Origin of the sequence: Hydrogenophaga sp. YM1, assembly GCF_016903055.1 — a bacterium.
Lineage (GTDB): Bacteria > Pseudomonadota > Gammaproteobacteria > Burkholderiales > Burkholderiaceae_C > Hydrogenophaga > Hydrogenophaga borbori.
Map to the genome: position 1 here is coordinate 1,599,931 of NZ_CP070223.1, position 20,808 is coordinate 1,620,738.

The following is a 20,808-nucleotide window of genomic DNA, read 5'->3' on the forward strand; positions in this document are numbered from 1 at the left end:
GCGATCAACGCTCCTTGATCGCCATGCGGCGGTTGTACCAGTTCATCAGCAGCGAGGTGGTGAGCGAGGTGCTGAGGTAGACCAGCATGATGATGGCGATGCACTCCACCGCGCGGCCGCTCTGGTTGATGGTGGTGTTGGCGATGGAGACCACGTCGGGGTAGCCCACCACCACCGCGAGCGAGGAGTTCTTGGTGAGGTTGAGGTACTGGTTGGTCAGCGGCGGAATGATCACGCGCATGGCCTGGGGCAGCACCACGAGCTTCATCTTCTGCCGCGGGTTCAGGCCCAGCGCGGAGGCGGCCTCGTCCTGGCCGCGGCTCACCGACTGGATGCCGCCGCGCACCACCTCGGCCACGAAAGCCGCGGTGTAGGTGGTCAGGCCGATGAGCAGCGCGAGGAACTCGGGCGTGAGGGCCAGGCCGCCGTCGACCATGAAGGGCAGCTGCTCGGGCACGCTCCACTCGCGCGGCATGCCGGCCACCACCCAGCCCAGCACGGCGCACACCAGCAGCAGGGCCAGCGGCACCCAGAGGCGGTCGCCGTCCTGGCCGGTGGCCTCGAAGCGCCGCTGCACGCGCCGGCGCCACAGCACGCCGGCCACCGCGCCCACGGCCAGGCCGGCGATCACCGCGCCCACGCCGGCCGTGGGCCAGGGGACCGACAGGCCGCCCTTGCTGAGGAAGACGAGGCCGGCCAGCGACATGGCCTCGTTCGAGGCGGGCAACAGCTCGATGAAGACCAGGTACCACATCAGCAACTGCAGCAGCAGCGGTACATTGCGGAAGAGCTCGACATAGCCGTAGCACAGGCCGCGCACCAGGGCATTGCGCGAGAACCGCCCCACGCCCAGGGCCACGCCGAGCAGGGTGGTGAAGACGATGCCCGCCAGGGCCACCTTGACGGTGTTGAGCACGCCGACCCAGATGGCCTTGCCATAGCTCTGGCTCGGGTCGTACCGGATGAGGGTTTCGCCGATGTCGAAACCGGCGCTGGCGCCCAGGAAGTCAAAGCCGCTCTGGATGCCGCGCGCCTGCATGTTGGCCTGGGTGTTGTGCGCCAGGTACCACAGGCCCAGGCCCAGCAGGGCCAGGGCGAGCAACTGGTACAGCACGCCGCGCGTGGCCCGGCTGTTGAGCGACCAGCGCCGGGACGGGGGTGGGGGGGATGCGGGGGTGGTCAACGGTGACCTCGCGACGAAGAAATGACAGGAACGAAGAACGCCCGCAGCGACGGGCATCGCTGCGGGCCGCACCAAGGCCGGGCCGCGGTGGCGGCCCGGCGTGGTTCAGCGGATCGGGGGGGCGTACAGCACCCCGCCTTTGGTCCAGAGGTTGTTGATGCCGCGCGGCAGGCCGATGGCGGTCTTGGGGCCAACGTGGTGCTCGAACTGCTCGCCGTAGTTGCCCACGGCCTTGATGGCGCGGTAGGCCCATTCCTTGTCCAGGCCCAGCAGCTTGCCGGTGTCCTCGTTGCCCATGCCGAGCAGGCGCATCACGGAGGGGTTGGTGCTGGATTTTTTGAGCTCGTCGGCGTTGGTCTGGGTGATGCCGTACTCCTCGGCCTCGATGAGCGCGAAGCCCACCCACTTGACGATGGCGGCGAAGTCGTCGTCGCCACGGCGCACGGCCGGGCCCAGGGGCTCCTTGGAAATCAGCTCGGGCAGGATCACGTGGTCATCGGGCTTGGCCATGTCCTTGGCGCGCGAGGAGGCCAGGCCAGAGGAGTCGGTGGTGTAGGCCTGGCAGCGGCCGGACGAGTAGGCGGCGAGAGCGGCCTCGAGCTTTTCGAACACCACGGGCTTGATGCCCAGGTTGTTGGCGCGCGAGTAGTCGGTGAGGTTGAGTTCGGTGGTGGTGCCCGACTGCACGCAGACCGTGGCGCCCTTGAGCTGCTTGGCGCTCTTGACGTTGAGCTTCTTGGGCACCATGAAGCCCTGGCCGTCGTAGAAGTTGACGCCGACGAAGGTGAGGCCCAGGGAGGCGTCGCGCGTGAGCGTCCAGGTGGTGTTGCGGGCCAGCAGGTCGATCTCGCCGGACTGCAGGGCGGTGAAGCGCTGCTGCGCCGTCAGCGGCACGTAGCGCACCTTGTCGGGGTTGCCCAGGATGGCGGCGGCGACCGAGCGGCACACGTCCACGTCCATGCCGCTCCACTTGCCCTGGCTGTCGGCCGCCGAGAAGCCGGGCAGGCCGGTGTTGACGCCGCAGTTGAGTTCGCCGCGCTTCTTGACCGCGTCGAGGTCCTTGCCCGCGTGCGCCGGCAGGGCGAGCAGCGCGGCCGTGGTGCCCAGGGTCAGGGCGGTCAGCTTCAGGGCCTTGAGATTCATCGGGTACTCCGTAGTCAGTGTCAGTTGTCGAACACGAACGGACAGGCACCTGTTCGGTGCCCAGCCGCAAGCGGGCCAATGTAGACCCCGCTTTTTCCACCGGGGATCGGGGTTTACGTGGGAGTGCCATGCCGATGCTTTATTGAACAATCCGCACGACTGCGCCCCCGGAGGGCAACGCAGAATTCGTGCCACGACAGACGACCACCGGAGACCCGCGGAGATGAGCCCTCAGGATCCACCGGCGCGGGCGCACCACCGCGTCTGGCCCCGCCGTTTGCCCTACGCCATTCGGACACCCCGAACCTCCCTGTGGGACAACCTCGTGGTGAGCGCGCGGCGCTACCCGGACAAGCCCGCCCTGGTCTTCTTCGATCTCAGCACCTCCTACGCCGAGCTGCTGGCCCAGGCCGAACGCCTGGCCGCGCACCTGCGCGCGCAAGGCGTGCGCGACGGCGACCGCGTGCTGCTGTTCATGCAGAACTGCCCGCAGTGGGTCGTGGCCTGTTACGCGGTGCTGCGCGCCAATGCCGTGGTGGTGCCGGTCAACCCCATGAACAAGGCCGACGAGCTCGGGCACTACATCACCGATCCCGACGCGCGCGTGGCGCTCTGCGCGGCCGATCTCGCCGGCGAACTGCTCAAGGCCGACGCCGCGCTGCCCGAGGCGCAGCGGCTGCGCCACCTGGTGGTGACGCACTACGCCGACGCCATCGGCCCGGCGGCGGACGTGCCGCCCGCCTGGCAGGCCTGGCTGGGCGCGCGCCACGAACGCCCCGCGCTGGCGGGCGGCAGCGTGGCCACCTGGGCCGAGGCGCTGTCCAGCACCGCGCCGCTGCCCGAGCACAACCGCGGCCCCGACGACCTGGCCGTGCTGCCCTACACCAGCGGCACCACCGGCCTGCCCAAGGGCTGCATGCACCCGCACCGCACGCTCATGCACAACGCGGTCGCCGGCGCCCTGTGGGGCAACAGCACGGCGGAGGCCGTGTCGCTGCTGGTGGTGCCGCTGTTCCACATCACCGGCATGGTGTCGGGCATGCACACGGCGATCTACGGCGGCGCCACCATCGTGCTCATGCCGCGCTGGGACCGCGAGCTGGCGGGGCGGCTGATCTCGCGCTGGCGCGTCACGCACTGGACCAACATCCCGACCATGGTGATCGACCTGCTCGCCAGCCCCAGCTTCGAGCGCTACGACCTGTCCAGCCTGGTCTACATCGGCGGCGGCGGCGCGGCCATGCCGCAGGCCGTGGCGCAGCGGCTGCTGGAGCTGTTCGGCCTGCGCTACGCGGAAGGCTACGGGCTCACCGAAACCGCCGCGCCCTCGCACAGCAACCCGCCGGACGACCCCAAGCAGCAGTGCCTGGGCATTCCCTTCATGAGCTGCGACGCCCGCGTGGTCGACCCCGACACCTTGCGCGAACTGCCGGTGGGCGAGGCCGGCGAGATCGTGATCCATGGCCCCATGGTGTTCGACGGCTACTGGAAGCGCCCCGAGGCCACGGCCGCGGCGTTCATCGACATCGAGGGCAAGCGCTTCTTCCGCTCGGGCGACCTGGGCCGCATCGACGAGGACGGCTACTTCTTCCTCACCGACCGCCTCAAACGCATGATCAACGCCAGTGGCTTCAAGGTCTGGCCGGCCGAGGTCGAAGCGCTGATGTTCAAACACCCCGCCATCGCCGAGGCCTGCGTCATCGCCACGCGCGACGCCTACCGCGGCGAAAGCGTGAAGGCCGTGGTGGTGCTGCGCGCCGACGCCCAGGGCAAGACCAGCGAGGCCGACATCCTGGCCTGGTGCCGGGAGCACATGGCCGCCTACAAGTGCCCGCGCGAAGTGGCGTTCGCCGACGCCCTGCCCAAGAGCGGCAGCGGCAAGGTGATGTGGCGCTGGCTGCAGGAGCGCGAGCTCGAGCGCACCGAACCCGCCCGGGCACAATGAGCGGCATGCCGTCCCTCACCGACGCCTTTCGCCGCGTGTGGCAGCCGCGCAAGGGCCTGTTCTGGCTCATGCTGGGTTTTCAGGCGCTGTCCAGCGCCCTGGTGCTGTTCATCCAGATCCACGAGCCGCCGGCCGGCCTGCGCCTCATGCTCGGGCTGCTGGCGCTGACGAACACGCTCCTCTCATGGTGGCTGCTCGCGCGCCTGTGGCGCGGCGAGGGCTGACAAGGACGGTTACAAAATGGCCGTTTTGTGCTGGAATGGCGGGCGCCGCCCGCCGTTGTGCCCACAACCACAGACAGAAATCGCACCCGCCCAGGCATGAAGCAGTTCCTCTCGACGCTCTTCGACACCGTTGCCCAGCGGCTGCAGGGCGAGAACCGCCACGACGACGACCCTTACCGCCTGGCGCGCGTGCGCAAGGCCATGCTGGCGTTGGTCGGCGAAGACGGCGGATGGGAGGCCGAGCAGTTGCGCCACCGCCTGCTGGTGGCCGAATCGGCCCGCGCCCTGTGGTTCATGCGCCCCGACCTCCTGCAGTGGCTGTGCCGCGGCCTGGAAGAGCGGGCCGCCATGGACCGCGTCATGAAGCTGCAGCCCCTGTTCGAAGGCCTGGTGGAGCCGGCCCTGCTGGGCGCGGCGGCCGGCCGGCGCGAGCGCCGCCGGCCCCACCACGGTGCCTGACTAGGGCGCCCGCGCGGTCGCTTCACCCGGCGCCACCGTGGCGCGGTAGGCGTGCCAGCTGGCGTGCCCGATCACCGGGCCGCTCACCAGCAGGCCCAGGAACCAGGGCAGCATCGACAGCGCCACGGTGGCACTGATCAGCAGGCCCCAGAACAGCATCACGCCCGGGTTTTGCAGGCAGGCGCGGATGCTGGTGAGGCCGGCCGAGATGGCGTCGGTGCCGCGGTCCAGGATCATGGGGATGCTCACCACGCTGGTGACGAAAATCAGCCCGGCGAACAGGGCCCCCACCAGCGTCCAGGTGATGAGGAACTCGAGGTGCTGCCCGCGCAGCATCTGGCCGAGGAGGTGCTGCGTGTCCGGCAAGGTGGTGAAGCTGACCGCGAACACCACCAGCGAGGCGCGGCCCCAGAGCATCTCCAGCACCAGCAGCACGCCGGCGAACAGGGCCATGGTGCCCTTGGTGGGCAGCCAGGCGCGCAGCGAGCGGCCCAGCGAGGGCGGCTCGCCGCGCTGCAGCGCGCGACTCGCGTCGTACAGGCCCAGGCACAGGAAGGGCCCCATCAGCAGGAAGCCCGCCGACAGCGCCAGCACGTAGGCCGGCGCGGCGCGGAACACGGCCAGCAGCGCGTGCCCCATGGCGAAGAAGCAGGCGCCGTAGAACAGGCCGATGCCGGGGCAGCGCAGGAAGTCGGCCCAGCCGGCGCGCAGCCAGCGCAGCGGGTCGGCGGGGCGCAGGTCGGCGATGGGCAGCTCGAACACCGAGGGCTCGCGCGGCGCGTCGCTGGGCGGGGGCGCCTCGGGCGGGGTGGGGTCGGCGGTGGCGGTCATGGCGGCATTGGGCCATCGGCGCCGGTATTCCCCGATGCGGGCTTACCCTTGGCGACCCGGCGTATGCTCGCGGCTCCCTTTGCCGCAGCCAACCGCAGCCGATGAGCGCCGCCGAGTTCTCCCCTCCCTACCTCTCCCCCAACGCCATCGACACCGCCCTGCGCGAGCGCGGCGTGGGCCTGCTCAGCGGCGAGGACAGCGCCGCCTGGATCGGCGTGCCGCTGGCCGATCTGCGCGCGCTGGAGCCGCATTGGGACCGGCTGGCCCCCGACGCCTACCTGAAGGACGGCGGCCGCTACCGCCAGCGCCGCCACAGCTGCTTCGTGGTGGACGGCGAGCGCGTGGCGCTGGAGCCGCACCGCGCGCACTGGCAACCGGTGGAATACAACGCCCTGCACGGCGGCATGCAGCGCTGGTTCGAGCCCATGGAGGCCGCGATGGCGAACGCGCCCGCCTGGTCGCTGCTGCTGCGGCGCCTGGCGGCGGCGGCCAGCGCCTTGCGTGGCGAGCAGCCCTGGTATGTGGAGGCGCACCCCTTCCGCATCGACACCACCGACGGCATCGGTCGGCCCACGCCCGAGGGGGCGCACCGCGACGGCGTGGACCTGGTGGCGGTGTTCCTGGTGCGACGCCACGCCATCAAGGGCGGCGAAAGCCGGGTGTTCGAGGCCAACGGCCCCAGCGGCCAGCGCTTCACCCTGCGCGACCCCTGGTCGCTGCTGCTGCTGGACGATCAGCGCGTGATCCACGAAAGCACGCCCATCCAGCCCGACCCGGCGGACGGCCACGGCTGGCGCGATACGCTGGTGGTGACGCTGCGGGCGGGCGGTTTTCAGGGCGACTGAGCGCGGCGCGTCCCGTCATGGTCGGTGGCCCCATCGGGCGCTTGACGGCCTGGGCGCGCCGGCTCAAGGCCGACGCCATGACCCTGTGGTTCGCGCGCCGCCACCCCGGCACGCCGTCCGCCGCACTCAGGTCGCGGTCCGGCCGGCCGGGGTCAGGGCGGCGAGTCGGTGATGCTGCGGTCCGCGCAGGCCTGTTGATAGGCCCGGTTGATTTCCTGGGCCTTGGCTTCGGCAATGGCGATGAACTCAGGGCCCAGCCCTGCGACCTTGTCGGGGTGGTACTTGCGGATCTTGCGCTTGTAGGCGGCCTTGATGTCGCCGGCCGGGGCCGTCGGACTGACCTCTAGCACCTGGTACCAGGGCGCCGCGGGCGTGTCGCGGGGGGGGCGTGGGCGCCACCGTCGTCACCCCCGCGCTCGCCGCCGCGGGCAAAGCCCTGGTCCCCGGCGCCGTCGGCCGCTTGCGCGTCGCCGCGAAACCAGGAGGTTTGATCGGCCCCGTCCCGGGTGGGGGGCGCGGGTGCCGCCTGCTGCGGGCCCGCGCCCTTGCCCGTGCCATCCGACAGCTTGTCCATGAAGTGGCGCACCACCAGGAAGCCGGTGCCGGCCGCCAGGGCGAGAAAGAACCACTCCTGAGTGCTCAGGTCGTCAAACATGCCTCGGCCCTTGAGATCCATTGTTGGGTGCTGCTGAGCGCTGGCGCGGCGGCACAGGTGTCGTCCACTTCATGGCCCTGCGTCATGCCCAGCCATTGCAGCCTTTCGCGCAGGCGAATGGCCAGCAGTTCGCGCTCGCCTTCGTCGTCCGTGCGCTTGAGCGTCCGCAGGCCCAGGCCCAAAGCGGAAATGGCGATGCGCTTCTTGTGCACCGCGCGCTTGCCCATGTTCATCAGATAGGCCGGCACGAAGATGGCCTCGACGCAGAGCACGAAGGTGTCGTACCCGCTTAGGCCGAGCCGGTGGCGCAGGGCGACCAGCGCGGCCGTGTTCAGCGTCCACATCAGCAGATGCACCACCACGAAACCGAGCAACACCAGGGTGAACGGCAGGTGGAACGACACCGCGGCCAGGCAGGCGGTGATGAGCATGTAGAAGTAGCCCAGCGCGCTCAGGCCATTGAGCGTGGCCAGGGCCGAGCGCACCAGCGAACGGCCCTGGCGCCACTGCCGCGGCTCGACGTCGCCGAAGCAGCGGGTGGTGATCAGCGCCCGGTCGAACAGGTTCAGAGGATTGAGCAGCACGACCTCGCGGCGCGCTGCGGTCAGCCGCGCGCTGGCGTCGTACCGGAAGGCCCCCCGGCGCCCGAAGCGCAGCAGCTCGCAGCCCGCCGGCACGAAGACCAGGTTGTCGGCCAGCAGAAAGCCGGCCACGACGAGCCAGAACAGGGCGATTTCGTGGGGCACGGGCGGCGGGCTCAGGACTTCTTGCCGCGGCCCAGGAAGCGCTTGATGCCAGCCCACAGCGCGGCCAGCCCGCCCAGCACGGCAATGCCGAGCGCTTTGAGCCCGCCCTTGCTGGTGGCCACGGCGGCCGCGCCGCCCAGGACCAGCGCGCCCAGGCCGTAGGCCGCCACCTTGTCGCCCTGCTTCCAGTCGCTGTACTTCTCGCCGGAGACGTAGTTGAAGCCGCCCAGGGCCGTCTTGAAATCGGCGAGGTCGCGCTCCACGGTGTCGGGCGAGGTCACCAGCACCACGTTGGTGTAGCCGCTGCGGCCCAGCACCTTGGTGCTGACGTTGGCGTGCATCTGCTGGGTGCTCTCGTCGCGCAGCAGCGTGCCCCATTCGAGACGCTTGTTCTGGGCGTCGTAGCGCGGCGCGATCGCCCAGCCGGTGAGCGTGAGCACCGGGTAGCCCTGCTTGCGGCGCTCCTCGGACTCGCGGCCGTTGTTGTCCTTGAGTTGCTTCAACAGCGCGTCGGCGTCGATCGTCTCGTCGTCCTTGACGTAGCCCTCGGGGGCGAAGTTCAGGATGGCGAACCAGTCGGTCTGCGTGCTGGCCACCGTGTACGCCCCGCGCTGGGGCGGGTTGCCGTTGAGCTGGAGGAAGGTGTCGGTGTCGGCCGGGTTGAGGAAGGTGTACTTCTCGTTCGCGGCGAAGGTGGCCTTGCCGGCGATGTCGCCGACCTGCCCCGGCGTGTACCAGGACAGCGAGGCCAGCTTTCGCTGCATCTCCGCCTGGGCGGCGTCCTTGTCCTGCGCTTGCGCCAGTGTGAGCGCGCCGGCCGCCAGTGCCAGGGCGCTGCCCAGCGCCAAGCGGACCAGGGCCGAGTGGTATCGGTTTGTCATGGGTATCCCCTCCCTCGAGGAATGTGCTGTTATGGGCGGAGGGTTATCCGCCGAAGGCGTCGACGCCGTCAAGGCGCGAACGATCGGCGCGCGCTCAAACCCCCCCGGTGGGGTGCGTCGGGTCGACCCACAGCACCGTCTGCGGCTTTTCCACCGGCTCGATGTCGAGGTTGACCGCCACCGCCTGGCCGTCGCTGCGGCACAGCACGCACTCCAGCACCTCGGTGGGGCTGGCGTTGATTTCCTGGTGCGGCACGTAGGGCGGCACGTAGATGAAGTCGCCCGGCCCGGCCTCGGCCGTGAACTCCAGGTGCTCGCCCCAGCGCATGCGCGCCCGGCCCTTGACGACGTAGATCACGCTTTCCAGGTGCCCGTGGTGGTGGGCGCCGGTCTTGGCGTCGGGGTGGATGGTGACGGTGCCGGCCCACAGCTTCTGCGCGCCCACGCGCGCGAAGTTGATCGCGGCCTTGCGGTCCATGCCCGGGGTGGAGGGCACATTGCCGTCGAGCTGGTTGCCCGGGATCACGCGCACGCCGTCGTGCTTCCAGCGGGCGCCCTCGGGCGGGTGGCCGTGGTCGTGCGGGTGGTCGTGGTCATGGGTATGGTCGTGCGGGTGATCGTGGGCCATGGCGCGCTCCTCGGGGGACAAGACACCAGTGTGCCAGCGCGTGCGGCCCGTTGACCCGACAATTGCGGGTTTTCCCGCACCCGGAGAGCCGCCTTGCCTTTGCCCACCCCCGCTCCGCGCACGCCCATGCACACCCGCCGCGTCACCTACCAGGGCTTTCGCCGCGACGATGGCCTATGGGACATCGAAGGCGAGCTGCACGACAGCAAGCCCTTCGACTTCGAGATCCGCGGCGAGGGCCACTGGGCGGCCGACGAGCCCATCCACCACATGCGCATCCGCGTGACTTATGGCGAAGACATGGTGATCCGCGACATCGCCGTCGCCATGGACGCCTTCCCGCACGGCCCTTGCCCGAGCATCCTGCCCAACATGCGGCGCATGGTGGGCGAGGTGCTGGGCAAGGGCTGGCGCCAGACCATCCAGCGCCACCTGGGCCACACCGACGGCTGCACCCACCTGCGCGAGCTGCTCTACAACCTGGCGACGGCGGCCATGCAGACCCGCGCCGGCTCGTTCGCGCCGCCCGGCGACGGCCGCCCGCCCGCTCACCTGGGCCAGTGCGTGTCCTGGGACTTCGACGGACCGGTGGTGGAGAAGGTCTACCCCATGTTCTTCCGCTGGCGAGCGCAGCCGGTGCCCGCCAAGGGCAGCTGAGACGGATGGACCGGCTCGACGACCTGATGGCGTTTCTGCGCGTGGCCGATGCCGGCGGGTTTTCGGCGGCCGAGCGCAGCACGGGCGTTCCGAAGTCGCGCCTGAGCCGGCGCATCGCCGCGCTGGAGAAGGAGCTGGGCGTGCGCCTGGTGCAGCGCTCGTCGCACGCTTTCCACCTCACCGACGTGGGCGAGCGCGTCCACCGGCACGCCCGCGCGATAGCCGACGAGGCGAACGCCGTGCGGGCCACGGTGAGCGAGGCGCAGGCCGAGCCGAGCGGCCTGATCCGCGTGAGTTCCTCGCTGCTGCAAGGCGAGCTTTTCCTGGCGGGCTGGCTGGCCGAGTTCATGAACCGGTACCCGAAGGTCACGGTGTCGCTGGACCTGTCGAACCACTACGTGGACATGCTGGCCGAGCGCATCGACCTGGCGATCCGGGTGTCGGCGGCGCCGCTGGCGGCGGCGGATCTCGTGGCCCGGCCGATCGGCACCGGGCGCATGGTGCTGGTGGGCCACCGGGCCCTGGTCGAGCGCCACGGCGCGCCGCACTCGATCGCCGAGCTCGGCGGCTATCCGTTGATCGCGCAGGTTCAGGGCGAGACCGTTCGCCCCTGGGTCTTTCGTGGACCCGACGGGCACGAACTGAACTACCAGCCGCAGGCCCGCTTCGTCAGCAACAACCTGCTGGCCTTGCGCGAAGCCCTGTTGGGCGGCGCCGGTGTGGCCCAGATCCCGCGCGAGGCCTGCATCGACGCACTGCGCACCGGCGCCTTGGTTGAACTGCTGCCCGGGCTGGAGCCACCGGCGTCCACGGTGTATGCGATATACCCCAGCCGGCGCGGGCTGGCTTTCGCGGTGCGCACCCTGATCGACTTTCTGCAAGAGCGATTCCGCGGCGGCGCCTGAAGGCGTTCCATTTCTGGAACCCCGTGTCGCGTTGGGGCGGACTACCCGCGCCGCGGGGCGCTGACTATCGTTGGCTTTCTCTCTCAATCGTGGAAAGGAAGCGAACATGAAGTTGTCTGGAAAAGTCGCCATCGTCACGGGTGGCTCGCGCGGCATCGGCGCGGCCATCGCGCGCCGGCTGGCGACCGACGGCGCACGGCTGGCCTTGATCTACCGCGACAACGGCGCGGCGGCCGCCGCCACGGTGCAGGCCATTCGGGCCAGCGGTGGCGAAGCAGAGGCTTTTCGGGCCGACGTGGCGGATGAGGTGGCGGTCGGGTCGGCCCTGCGCGAGGTGGCGGCCCGTTTCGGGCGCGTCGACGTGTTGGTCAACAACGCCGGCGTCTTCCACAGCGAACCGGTGGGCCGGATCAGCCGCCAGTCCTTCCAGAACCAGTTGCTCACCAACGCCTGGAGCGTGCTGGCCAGCACGCAGGCGGCGCTGGACCACTTTCCCGCTTCGGGCGGTGCCATCGTCAATGTCTCCAGCAGCCTGGCGGTGCGTCCGGAGCCGCAGACCGTCAGCTACTCGGCCAGCAAAGCGACGGTCGACAGCCTGACGCTCGGTTGTGCGATCGAGCTGGGCGCGCGCGGCATCCGCGTCAACGCCGTGGCACCGGCGGTCACGCGCACCGACATGACGGCCGGATTGCCCGCCGACTACCTGGAGGGCGAAACGCGGCTGACCCCGCTCGGTCGACTGGCGGAGCCGCAGGACATCGCCGATGCGGTGGCGTTCCTGTGCTCGGACGACGCGCGCTGGATCACGGGGCGCAGCATCCTGGTGGATGGGGGCCGGGTCTGAGCGGGGCGCCGCCGCCCCGACGGCGCGCCGAAGGGCGCCGGGGTGCTTGACGGCGCGCCGCAACGCGCATGCAATCGCGACTCCCCACACGAGGAGGCGGAGATGGCGAACAAGCGGCGATGGGTGCGCGCGCTCGGGCTGGGCCTGGGCGCGCTGGTTCTGCTGGTGGCGGCGGCGCTGGCCACCGGGCTGTTTCTGGCCGAGCGCCGCATGGCGCGCCAGGTCGACGTGCCGGTGCAGCCGGTGGCCTACCGCACCGACGCGGCCTCGGTCGAACGCGGGCGCTACCTCTTCAGCTCGCGCGGCTGCGTCGACTGCCACGGGGCCAACGGCGCGGGCCGCACCTTCGTGGAAGACGGCGGCCTCACCATCGCCGGCCCGAACATCACCACCGGTCCCGGCGGCGTGGTGGGCGCCTACCAGCCGGTGGACTGGGTACGCAGCATCCGCCATGGCGTGAACCCGGCGGGCCGCGCCCTGATGGTGATGCCCAGCGAGGACTACAACCGCTTCACCGACGACGACCTGGCCGCGCTGGTGGCCTACATCCGTTCCTTGCCGCCCGCGAACGGGCAGGGCGCGGTGGTCCGCCTGCCGCTGCCGGTGAAGGCGATGTACGGTTTTGGCCTGATTCCCGACGCCGCCTCGCGCATCGACCACTCACGGCCGCCGCAGCCGCCCGTGCCCGAGGGCGTGACGCTGGCGCACGGCCAGTACGTGGCCAACATGTGCCTGGGCTGCCACGGCGAGGGCCTGCGCGGCGGCAAGATCCCGGGCGGACCGCCCGACTGGCCGCCGGCCGCCGATCTGCGGCCCGGCCCGGGCGGCGCGATGGCGCGCTACCCCGACCCCGAGTCCCTGATCGCGATGTTTCGCAGCGGCAAGCGGCCGGACGGCAGCGCGGTGCAGGTGATGCCCTTCGGCTCGCTGGGCCAGATGAGCGAGACCGATCTGCGGGCCCTGCACCTGTACCTGAAGGCCTTGCCGGGACGGGGCTGAGGCGCCGCGCCGGTTGCAGGCGGCCGTTTCAGGCGGTGGCGCTGGCGGCGGCGGGGCGCCAGGCCAGGCGCCACAGGCCCCAGGCCCGGCCGACGAAGGCGCCGGTGAACGCGCCGTACAGCGCCGCGACGCCCAGCGCGTACGGCGCGCCGTCCACCAGCCGCGGCGCCATGGCGAGCTCCACGCCCACCCCGTACTTCACCAGGAAGATGCCGACGATCAGCAGCAGCGGCACGGTGCTGCCCGGCAGGCGGTAGGTGCGTTGCACCGGATCGAACCGCGCCGCCGCGCGCCGGCGCGCGAACAGGGCGAAGGCCAGGGCCGCGGCGGCGAGCCAGGCCGCGACCGCGCCGGCCCGGTGCGGCGAGGCGCTCAAGGCCGACCAGGTGCCCAGGACCGAGAAGGCGGTCATGGCCGCGGGCATGAGCGACACCCGGGCCACGCTGGCGGTGCGCTCGCGCAGCTGGCTGGCGCCCAGCGCCAGAAGGCCCGCGAGCAGGCCCCACACCCAGGCGGGCGTGCCGCGCAGGATGGGGCCGATGGCTTCGGGGTGGTTGGCGAGCAGTTGCAGCAGCATGGGCATCTCCGGCGAGGGACAAGGGGTGGGGTCAGCGGTGCCGCACTGTGCGTCGCGCGCCCGGCCGGGGCCACGCCCTTGCGACGAAACGGCGCCGGGGCGCCGCGAATTGCCGTCCCGGCGGAGTGAACGGGATGGGGTCGTTTGCCGCGCTGGCGCGCGGCGCGGTGCGACCAGGCCCGCGCCTCAGCCGGTCACCGCCGCGTACACCAGGCCCCGCATCACCGTCCGGTAATGGATGCGCTGGTTCGGTGCCTGCGCCATGAAGATCGCGAACAGCCCCAGCGCCGGGTCGACGAAGAAGTGCGTGCCGCCGATGCCGCTCCAGTGGTAGGTGCCCACCGAACCGGGCACGCTGGCTTCGCCCAAGGCGGTGCGCACCGCGAAGCCCAGGCCGAAGCCGTGGCCGGGCGGCAGCAGCGGGTTGTCGGCGTGGGCCACGCTGGCGCCCAGGTGGTCGGCCGTCATGAAGGCCAGGGTGTGCGGCGACAGCAGGCGATGGCCGTCCAGCGCGCCGCCGTTGAGCAGGCATTGCAGGAAGCGCGCGTAGTCGTGCGCGGTGGACATCAGGCCGCCGCCGCCCATCTCCAGCCGGGGCCGCTCGCGCGGGTCGTGCATGGGCATCTGCACGCCGCCGTCGGGGTCGTGCCCGAAGGCCTCGGCGATGCGGTGGTGGTGTTCGGCGGGCACGTGAAAGCCCGTGTCGCGCATGCCCAGCGGTTGCAGGATGGTCTCGCGCAGGTGCTCGCCCAGCGCCTGCCCGGTGATCACCTCGATCACCCGGCCCAGCACGTCGGTGGCGCGGCTGTAGGCCCAGGCGCTGCCGGGCTGGTGCGCCAGCGGCAGCGCGGCCAGGCGCTCGCAGAGCTCGGCGTTGGTCTGGTCGCGGCTGCCCAGGCCGGCCTGGGCGTACAGCGCGTTCACGTGGCCGTTGCCGGTGAATTCGTAGGTGAGGCCGGCGGTGTGGCGCAGCAGGTCCTGCACGGTGGCTGGCTGCGCGGCGGGCACCAGCGCCACGCCGTGCGGGCCGGGCACGGCCACCTGCTGTCGCAAGAAGCCGGGGATGTAGCGGCCCACCGGATCGCTCAGCAACAGCCGGCCCTGCTCGACGAGCCGCATGGCCGCCACCGAGACGATGGGCTTGGTCATGGAGTAGATGCGGAAGATCGCATCCGTGCCCATGGGCGTGTCGCGCGCCGGGTCCAGGTGGCCGACGGCCGCGTCCAGCACCACGCGGCCGTGCCGCGCCAGCAGCACCGCGGCGCCGGGCAGGCGGCCGCGGTCCACGTCGCGCTGCAGCGCCTGCACGATGCCCTGCGTGCGTTCGGGGCACAGCCCCAGGTCCGCCGGTGCGGCGGTCGGCAGTCCGTGCATGCGCGGCCTCAGGCGCGTTCGAAGACGGCGGCGATGCCCTGGCCGCCGCCGATGCACATGGTGACCAGCGCGAAGCGGCCCTGTCGGCGCTGCAACTCGTGCAGGGCCTTCACCGTGATGAGCGCGCCGGTGGCGCCGATGGGGTGGCCCAGCGAAATGCCCGAGCCGTTGGGGTTGACCTTGGCCGGGTCCAGGCCCAGGTCGCGGATCACCGCGCAGGCCTGGGCCGCGAAGGCCTCGTTGGCCTCGATCACGTCCAGGTCCTGGACGCTCAGGCCGGTCTTCTTCAGCACGGCCTGCGTGGCCGGCACCGGGCCGATGCCCATGTACTTGGGGTCCACGCCGGCGTGCGCATAGCCCACCAGGCGGGCCAGGGGTTTGAGGCCGCGCGCCTTCACCTGCTCGCCGCTCATCAGCACCACGGCGGCGGCGGCGTCGTTGATGCCGGACGCGTTGCCCGCGGTGACCGTGCCGTTGTCCTTCAGGAACACCGGCTTGAGCTTGGCCATGTCCTCCACCGTGGCGTTGGGGCGGAAGTGCTCGTCGGTGTCGAAGGCGACCTCGCCCTTGCGGCCCTTGAGCATCACGGGAACGATCTGGTCCTTGAAGTGGCCCGATTCCACGGCGCGCTGCGCGCGGCGGTGGCTTTCGGCGGCCAGCTGGTCCTGCTCCTCGCGGCCGATGCCCCATCGGGCGGCGATGTTCTCGGCCGTCACGCCCATGTGGATCTTGTGGAAGGGGTCGTGCAGGGCGCCGACCATCATGTCGACCAGCGTGGCGTCGCCCATGCGCGCGCCGAAGCGCGTGTTCAGGCTGGCATAGGGCGCGCGGCTCATGTTCTCGGCGCCGGCACCGATGGCGATGTCGGTGTCGCCGAGCAGGATGCCCTGCGCGGCCGAGACGATGGCCTGCAGGCCCGAGCCGCACAGGCGGTTGACGTTGAAGGCCGGCGTGCCCTGGGCGCAACCGCCGTCCAGCGCGGCCACGCGCGAGAGGTACATGTCGCGCGGCTCGGTGTTCACCACGTGGCCGAACACCACGTGGCCCACGTCCTCGCCGCCGACCTGGGCGCGCGCGAGCGATTCGCGCACCACCAGCGCGCCGAGTGCGGTGGGTGGCGTGTCTTTCAGGCTGCCGCCGAAGGTACCGATGGCGGTGCGCACCGCGCTGACGACGTAGACGTCTCGACTCATGTGAACTCCAGGGATCGAAAGGGGGAGGGGAAGCCGGCCATGGTAGCGCGCAGGGGCAACAGGGCCGGCGACGCTCAGGCGTCGCGCACGTCGGCCACCGGGTTCTGGCCGAAATCGGCGCGGCCCAGCCAGGCCAGCACGCGGCGGGCCGCGTCCTCGGGCGTGCTGAGCATGCCCTTCTCGCGCAGGTCGACGAAGCGCTGGCGGTCGGGGAAGGCGCTGGCCTCGCCGGCGCGCAGTTGGACCTGCATGTCGGTGTCGATCACGCCCGGCGCCAGCGACACCAGCTTGGCGCCGTTGGGCTGCGGCGCTTCTTCCAGCGCGCAGCAGCGCGTGAAGTGGTCCAGCCCGGCCTTGGCCGCGCAGTAGGGCGCTTGCGAGGCCATGGCGTTGCGGCCCAGGCCGGAGGAGATGTTGAGCACCTTGCGCGGCCCGCCCCAGCCCGCCCGCGCCCAGGCGCGCGTGGCGGCGAGGAAGGCGGCCGTGAGTTGCATGGGGGCCTCCAGGCCCACGCGCAGGGCGGTGCTGAGTCCTTCGGGCGGGCAGTCGCCCAGCGGCGCGATGGCCGGTATCACGCCCGCGTTGTTGATGAGCGTGGCGCTGGCGAGGGCCTTGGGGTCGAGGCCGGCGAGCCAGTTCGCCAGGCGCTCGCGCGCGCCGTGGGTATCGGCGAGGTCTTGCGACCACTGGGTCAGCGGCGCGCCGAGGCGCTCGGCCTCGGCCTGCAGTTCGTCGCTGATCTGGCGCGACAGGCACAGCAGCACGCGGTCGCGCGACAGCAGTTGGCGCGCCATGGCCTGGCCCATGCCGCGCGAGGCGCCGGTGAGGATGGTGAGATGCGATGTCGTCATGTGGCTGTCTCGTTCGGTTCGGGGTTCAGAAGGGGCAGGGGCTGTGCAGTTCGAGCGTGTCGCCGCTGAGCGGGTGCGGCAGGGCGAGCCAGCCCGCGTGCAGCAGCAAGCGCTCGGCCAGGGCGCGTTGTGTCCCGTCCGCGTAGAGCGGGTCGCCTGCGATGGGGTGGCCGATGGCCTGCAGGTGCACGCGCAGCTGGTGGGTGCGGCCGGTCACGGGCTCCAGTTCTAAGCGCGTGACCAAGCCCGTGCGCGGGGCTGGGTCATCGCCGGCCAGCCGCCAGCGCGTCAGGCTGGGCTTGCCCATGCCGTGGTGCACGATGCTGCGCGGCCGGTTGAGCCAGTCGATCATGAGCGGCAGGTCGATGGTCTGCCAGCCATTGCCGGGGTCGGGGTTGTCGAGCCGCCCGGCCACCACGGCGGTGTAGCGCTTGTGCACGCGGCGCTTCTCGAAGGCCAGGGACAGGGCGCGCTGCATGGCCAGGCCGCGCGCCATCACCACCAGGCCGGAGGTGGCCATGTCCAGGCGGTGCACGATCAGGGCGTCGGCCCAGCGCGCCTGGGCGCGCGCGCTCAGGCAGTCCTGCTTGTCCGGGCCGCGGCCCGGCACGGCCAGCAGGCCCGAGGGCTTGTCCAGCACCACCAAGGCCTCGTCCTCGTGCACCACGCGCAAATCGTCGACAACGTCCATGGAGCGCGATTGTCCCCGCCGCCCGGGGGCGGCGGCGCGGCACGGGACAATACGCCCCATGCTGCTGCTCGCTCCCATGGAAGGCCTGCTCGACGCCACCCTGCGCGACGTGCTCACGCGCCTGGGTGGCGTGGACCGCTGCACCAGCGAGTTCATCCGCATCACCAACACCCTGCTGCCCGAGCGCGCGTTCATCCGCGTGGTGCCCGAGTTGCTGAACGGCGGGCGCACCGTGGCCGGCGTGCCCGTGCGCCCGCAGCTGCTGGGCTCCGACCCCGCGCTCATGGCCGAGAACGCCGCGCGCCTGGCCACGCTGCAGCCGCCGGGCATCGACCTGAATTTCGGCTGTCCGGCCAAGACGGTGAACAACAGCCGGGGCGGCGCCGTCCTGCTCGACGAGCCCGAGCTGGTGGGCCGCATCGTGGCGGCGGTGCGGCGCGCGGTGCCGGCGCACATCCCCGTGTCGGCCAAGATGCGCCTGGGGTACATGGACGACGCGCGCGCCGAGGACAACGCGCTGGCCATCACCGACGCGGGCGCGAGCGAGCTCGTGATCCACGCGCGCACCAAGGCCCAGGGCTACAAGCCGCCCGCGCACTGGGAGCGCATCGCGCAGGTGGCGCAGGCGCTGCCCGCGCAGCGGCCGGTGCTGATCGCCAACGGCGAGATCTGGTGCGTGGAGGACGCGCGGCGCTGCGCGGCCGTGACGGGCTGCGAGCACCTCATGATCGGCCGCGGCCAGATCACCGACCCGGGGCTGGCCTCGGCCATCCGCGGCGAGGGCGGCGTGCCCTGGTCGCGCGTGGTGCCGCTGCTGCCGCAGTTCTGGGCCCGCGTGAGCGCGCGCGTGGAGCGGCGCCACCGCGCGGGGCGGCTCAAGCAGTGGCTCAACTACCTGCGCCACCGCCACCCCGAGGCGCAGGCCGCCTTCGACGAGTTGCGCCTACACCATGACCCGCAGGCCATCGAGGCCTGGATCGCACGGGCCCAGGCCGCCTGGGGATGCCGGGAAGCGGCCTCGGCAGAATCCGCGCAGCCGTGTTAACTTCCGGCCCCCGCTTCGCAAGAGTCTCTGCTTTATGTCCGCACTGCAACAACGGCTGGCCGCCCTGGGGCCCGAGCGACTTCGGGGCATGCGCCGCGGCATCGAGAAGGAGAGCCTGCGCTCCTTGCCCGATGGCAAGCTGGCGCTCACCCCCCACCCGGCGGCGCTGGGCAGCGCGCTGACGCACCCCCACATCACCACCGACTACAGCGAGTCGCAGCTGGAGCTCATCACGGGCGTGCACGCCAGCGTGGACAGCTGCCTGGCCGAGCTCACCGAAATCCACCAGTTCGTGCTGCGCGCGCTGCAGGCGCAGGGCGATGAGCGGCTGTGGGTGTCGAGCATGCCCTGTGGCCTGCCGCCCGACGAGACCATTCCCATCGGCCGCTACGGTTCGTCCAACGTGGGCCGCGCCAAGAGCGTCTACCGCATGGGCCTGGCCCACCGCTACGGCCGGCGCATGCAGACGATCTCGGGCATCCACTACAACTGGTCGCTGCCTGGCGTGGACAACGAGGGCTACTTCTCGCTCATCCGCAACTTCCGCCGCCACGCCTTCCTGCTGCTCACGCTGTTCGGCGCTTCGCCGGCGGTGTGTTCGAGTTTCGTCGAGGGCCGCCCCCACGAGCTGCAGAAGCTCGGCGCCAGCGGCACGCTGTACATGCCGCACGGCACCTCGCTGCGCATGGGCCGCCTGGGCTACCAGAGCGAGGCGCAGGGCACGCTGGCCGTGAGCTACAACGGCCTGGAGGGCTATGCGGCCTCGCTGCACGACGCGCTCACGCGGCCCTGGCCCGCGTACGAAACCGTGGGCATCCGCAACCCGGGGGGCGACTACAACCAGCTCGCCACCACGCTGCTGCAGATCGAGAACGAGTTCTACGGCACCATCCGCCCCAAGCGCGTGATCTTCCCGGGCGAGCGCCCGCTGCACGCGCTGCGCGAGCGGGGCGTGGAGTACATCGAGGTCCGGCTGATGGACCTCAACCCCTTCGAGCCCATCGGCATCGATGCGATGACGCTGCGCTTCCTCGACGTGTTCCTGCTGCACTGCCTGCTGAGCGACAGCCCCCCGGACACACCCAGCGAGATCCGCGAGCTGGCGCAGAACCAGCACCTGACGGCCGCGCGCGGTCGCGAGCCGGGCCTGGAGTTGCTGCGCCGCGGCGCGCCCGTGAAGCTCGGCGACTGGGGCCTGGAGATCGTCGAGCAGCTGCAGCCCATCGCCGACGCGCTGGACGAACTGGATGGCACCGACGCGCACGCGCTGGCCGTGGCGCACGCGCGCAGCACGCTGCGCCAACCCGACCTGCTGCCCTCGGCGCGCGTGCTGCACGCCATGTCGGCGCACCACGACGACTCCTTCGTCGCCTTCGTGCGCGGGCAATCGGCGCTGACGCACCGGCAGCTGCTGGGCCTGCCCTGGGGCGAGCCGCAGCAGTCGCGCTTCGAGGCGCTGGCCCAACGGTCGTGGGACGACCAGCGCGCCATCGAGGCGGCCGACACCCTGCCTTTCGAGGTGTACCGGCAGGAATACGTGTCCGCGGAGCGGCTGGGGCGCCCGCGCACGGTGGCGGGCCAGGGCCAGGCGCTGGCGGCCTGAGGGCCCGCTCAGACCATCGTTCAGGCCTCGCCGCCGAACTTCTTGACCAGGTTGGCGATGTACTTGTCGACCAGCTTCTCGAACTCCGCCTCGACCACCGGCGCCACCACCATCTTCATCAGGCTGGGCAGCGGCACGTCCACCGTGCCCTCGATGGCCAACTCGATCGCGGTGGACTTCTTCTGGTCGCTGATCTTCCAGTGACCGCCCACCTGGGCGTTGCCCACGCCCTTGACGGGCACCCACTTCACGGTGCCCGTGCCCTTGGCGTCGTTCCACTGGCTGGTGTACTTGCTGGCGTACACGGTCTGGATGTTGACCTGGGCCGTGCCGACCTTCTCCATCTCCCATTGGTAGCTGCCGCCGCCGAGATCGGTGAGCTTCTCGACCTTGGGGAAGTGCGCGACCGAGGCGGGCACGTCCGACAGCAGCTTGAACACATCGGCCGCCTTGGCCTTGACGGCGAATTCGTAGCCGAGGTCGATCTTGACGGTGATGGCCATGGGCGCCTTTCGCGGGGTGGGAGGAG

24 protein-coding genes are annotated in these 20,808 nt (G+C 71.3%); 10 read left to right on the top strand and 14 right to left on the bottom strand.

Going from position 1 to position 20,808, the window contains the following annotated elements:
• Positions 1-4: 4 nt before the first annotated feature.
• Both JNX00_RS07685 and JNX00_RS07690 read right to left on the bottom strand, forming a co-directional pair.
• Entirely contained in the window at positions 5-1,183 is a 1,179-nt protein-coding gene (locus JNX00_RS07685; RefSeq protein WP_239478275.1) for an ABC transporter permease subunit, read from the bottom strand.
• Positions 1,184-1,288: 105 nt separating this feature from the next.
• A complete protein-coding gene (locus tag JNX00_RS07690) occupies positions 1,289-2,326 on the bottom strand; it encodes an amino acid ABC transporter substrate-binding protein (protein WP_204744584.1) in 1,038 nt (345 codons plus the stop codon).
• A gap of 223 nt (positions 2,327-2,549) precedes the next feature.
• On the opposite strand from JNX00_RS07690, the gene JNX00_RS07695 reads away from it, so the two are divergent.
• The 3 genes from JNX00_RS07695 to JNX00_RS07705 all read left to right on the top strand — a co-directional run bounded on the left by JNX00_RS07695 (position 2,550) and on the right by JNX00_RS07705 (position 4,954).
• Positions 2,550-4,271, top strand: coding sequence for a long-chain fatty acid--CoA ligase (locus JNX00_RS07695; protein ID WP_204744585.1), 1,722 nt, complete (start codon positions 2,550-2,552; stop codon positions 4,269-4,271).
• Between the two features lie 5 nt (positions 4,272-4,276).
• The gene (locus tag JNX00_RS07700) at positions 4,277-4,495 is read left to right on the top strand and encodes a hypothetical protein (protein ID WP_139147105.1); all 219 of its coding nucleotides are present in this window, start codon (positions 4,277-4,279) and stop codon (positions 4,493-4,495) included.
• A gap of 96 nt (positions 4,496-4,591) precedes the next feature.
• Complete coding sequence (locus tag JNX00_RS07705) at positions 4,592-4,954, top strand: hypothetical protein (RefSeq protein WP_070400576.1); 363 nt, start codon at positions 4,592-4,594, stop codon at positions 4,952-4,954.
• On the opposite strand, the gene JNX00_RS07710 is transcribed toward JNX00_RS07705, so the two are convergent.
• Entirely contained in the window at positions 4,955-5,785 is an 831-nt protein-coding gene (locus JNX00_RS07710; protein ID WP_204744586.1) for a DUF2189 domain-containing protein, read from the bottom strand.
• A gap of 101 nt (positions 5,786-5,886) precedes the next feature.
• Here JNX00_RS07710 and JNX00_RS07715 point away from each other — a divergent pair, with 101 nt between their 5' ends.
• Positions 5,887-6,630, top strand: a complete 744-nt coding sequence (locus JNX00_RS07715) for a 2OG-Fe dioxygenase family protein (protein WP_204744587.1) — start codon at positions 5,887-5,889, stop codon at positions 6,628-6,630.
• Positions 6,631-6,782: 152 nt separating this feature from the next.
• Here the strand turns inward: JNX00_RS07715 and JNX00_RS07720 are convergent, their stop codons facing one another.
• The 5 genes from JNX00_RS07720 to JNX00_RS07740 all read right to left on the bottom strand — a co-directional run bounded on the left by JNX00_RS07720 (position 6,783) and on the right by JNX00_RS07740 (position 9,540).
• Positions 6,783-6,980 carry a DnaJ domain-containing protein gene (locus JNX00_RS07720; RefSeq protein WP_204744588.1) on the bottom strand — a complete coding sequence of 66 codons (198 nt, stop codon included), beginning with the start codon at positions 6,978-6,980 and terminating at the stop codon, positions 6,783-6,785.
• Positions 6,974-7,285 (bottom strand): hypothetical protein, encoded by a 312-nt coding sequence (locus JNX00_RS07725; protein WP_204744589.1) that lies wholly within the window; start codon positions 7,283-7,285, stop codon positions 6,974-6,976. Before JNX00_RS07725 ends, JNX00_RS07720 begins: the two co-directional genes overlap by 7 nt.
• On the bottom strand, positions 7,270-8,031 hold the full coding sequence (locus JNX00_RS07730) for a hypothetical protein (protein WP_204744590.1): 762 nt from the start codon (positions 8,029-8,031) through the stop codon (positions 7,270-7,272). Before JNX00_RS07730 ends, JNX00_RS07725 begins: the two co-directional genes overlap by 16 nt.
• 11 nt (positions 8,032-8,042) lie before the next feature.
• Complete coding sequence (locus tag JNX00_RS07735) at positions 8,043-8,912, bottom strand: DUF2167 domain-containing protein (protein ID WP_204744591.1); 870 nt, start codon at positions 8,910-8,912, stop codon at positions 8,043-8,045.
• Between the two features lie 94 nt (positions 8,913-9,006).
• Complete coding sequence (locus tag JNX00_RS07740) at positions 9,007-9,540, bottom strand: cupin domain-containing protein (protein ID WP_204744593.1); 534 nt, start codon at positions 9,538-9,540, stop codon at positions 9,007-9,009.
• Between the two features lie 93 nt (positions 9,541-9,633).
• Here JNX00_RS07740 and JNX00_RS07745 point away from each other — a divergent pair, with 93 nt between their 5' ends.
• From JNX00_RS07745 to JNX00_RS07760, 4 genes are all read left to right on the top strand, one after another.
• Positions 9,634-10,197: a DUF2889 domain-containing protein gene (locus JNX00_RS07745; RefSeq protein ID WP_070400569.1), complete on the top strand. Its 564-nt coding sequence runs from the start codon at positions 9,634-9,636 to the stop codon at positions 10,195-10,197.
• A gap of 5 nt (positions 10,198-10,202) precedes the next feature.
• Positions 10,203-11,102 (top strand): LysR substrate-binding domain-containing protein, encoded by a 900-nt coding sequence (locus JNX00_RS07750; RefSeq protein ID WP_070400568.1) that lies wholly within the window; start codon positions 10,203-10,205, stop codon positions 11,100-11,102.
• Between the two features lie 106 nt (positions 11,103-11,208).
• The gene (locus JNX00_RS07755; protein WP_204744594.1) at positions 11,209-11,946 is read left to right on the top strand and encodes a glucose 1-dehydrogenase; all 738 of its coding nucleotides are present in this window, start codon (positions 11,209-11,211) and stop codon (positions 11,944-11,946) included.
• A gap of 102 nt (positions 11,947-12,048) precedes the next feature.
• On the top strand, positions 12,049-12,945 hold the full coding sequence (locus tag JNX00_RS07760) for a cytochrome c (protein WP_204744595.1): 897 nt from the start codon (positions 12,049-12,051) through the stop codon (positions 12,943-12,945).
• Positions 12,946-12,973: 28 nt separating this feature from the next.
• Here JNX00_RS07760 and JNX00_RS07765 read toward each other — a convergent pair whose 3' ends face one another.
• The 5 genes from JNX00_RS07765 to JNX00_RS07785 all read right to left on the bottom strand — a co-directional run bounded on the left by JNX00_RS07765 (position 12,974) and on the right by JNX00_RS07785 (position 17,631).
• Entirely contained in the window at positions 12,974-13,522 is a 549-nt protein-coding gene (locus JNX00_RS07765; RefSeq protein ID WP_204744596.1) for a DUF6622 family protein, read from the bottom strand.
• 186 nt (positions 13,523-13,708) lie between these two features.
• Entirely contained in the window at positions 13,709-14,896 is a 1,188-nt protein-coding gene (locus JNX00_RS07770) for a serine hydrolase domain-containing protein (protein ID WP_204744597.1), read from the bottom strand.
• 8 nt (positions 14,897-14,904) lie between these two features.
• On the bottom strand, positions 14,905-16,089 hold the full coding sequence (gene bktB, locus JNX00_RS07775; protein ID WP_070400563.1) for a beta-ketothiolase BktB: 1,185 nt from the start codon (positions 16,087-16,089) through the stop codon (positions 14,905-14,907).
• Positions 16,090-16,163: 74 nt separating this feature from the next.
• Complete coding sequence (locus tag JNX00_RS07780) at positions 16,164-16,940, bottom strand: SDR family NAD(P)-dependent oxidoreductase (protein ID WP_070400562.1); 777 nt, start codon at positions 16,938-16,940, stop codon at positions 16,164-16,166.
• Positions 16,941-16,965: 25 nt separating this feature from the next.
• Positions 16,966-17,631 (bottom strand): RluA family pseudouridine synthase, encoded by a 666-nt coding sequence (locus JNX00_RS07785; protein WP_070400561.1) that lies wholly within the window; start codon positions 17,629-17,631, stop codon positions 16,966-16,968.
• Between the two features lie 58 nt (positions 17,632-17,689).
• Here JNX00_RS07785 and JNX00_RS07790 point away from each other — a divergent pair, with 58 nt between their 5' ends.
• A complete protein-coding gene (locus JNX00_RS07790; RefSeq protein WP_204744598.1) occupies positions 17,690-18,676 on the top strand; it encodes a tRNA-dihydrouridine synthase in 987 nt (328 codons plus the stop codon).
• A gap of 34 nt (positions 18,677-18,710) precedes the next feature.
• Entirely contained in the window at positions 18,711-20,279 is a 1,569-nt protein-coding gene (gene gshA / locus JNX00_RS07795) for a glutamate--cysteine ligase (protein ID WP_070400559.1), read from the top strand.
• A 20-nt stretch (positions 20,280-20,299) separates the two neighbouring features.
• Here gshA and JNX00_RS07800 read toward each other — a convergent pair whose 3' ends face one another.
• Entirely contained in the window at positions 20,300-20,782 is a 483-nt protein-coding gene (locus JNX00_RS07800) for a hypothetical protein (RefSeq protein ID WP_070400558.1), read from the bottom strand.
• Positions 20,783-20,808: the final 26 nt, after the last annotated feature.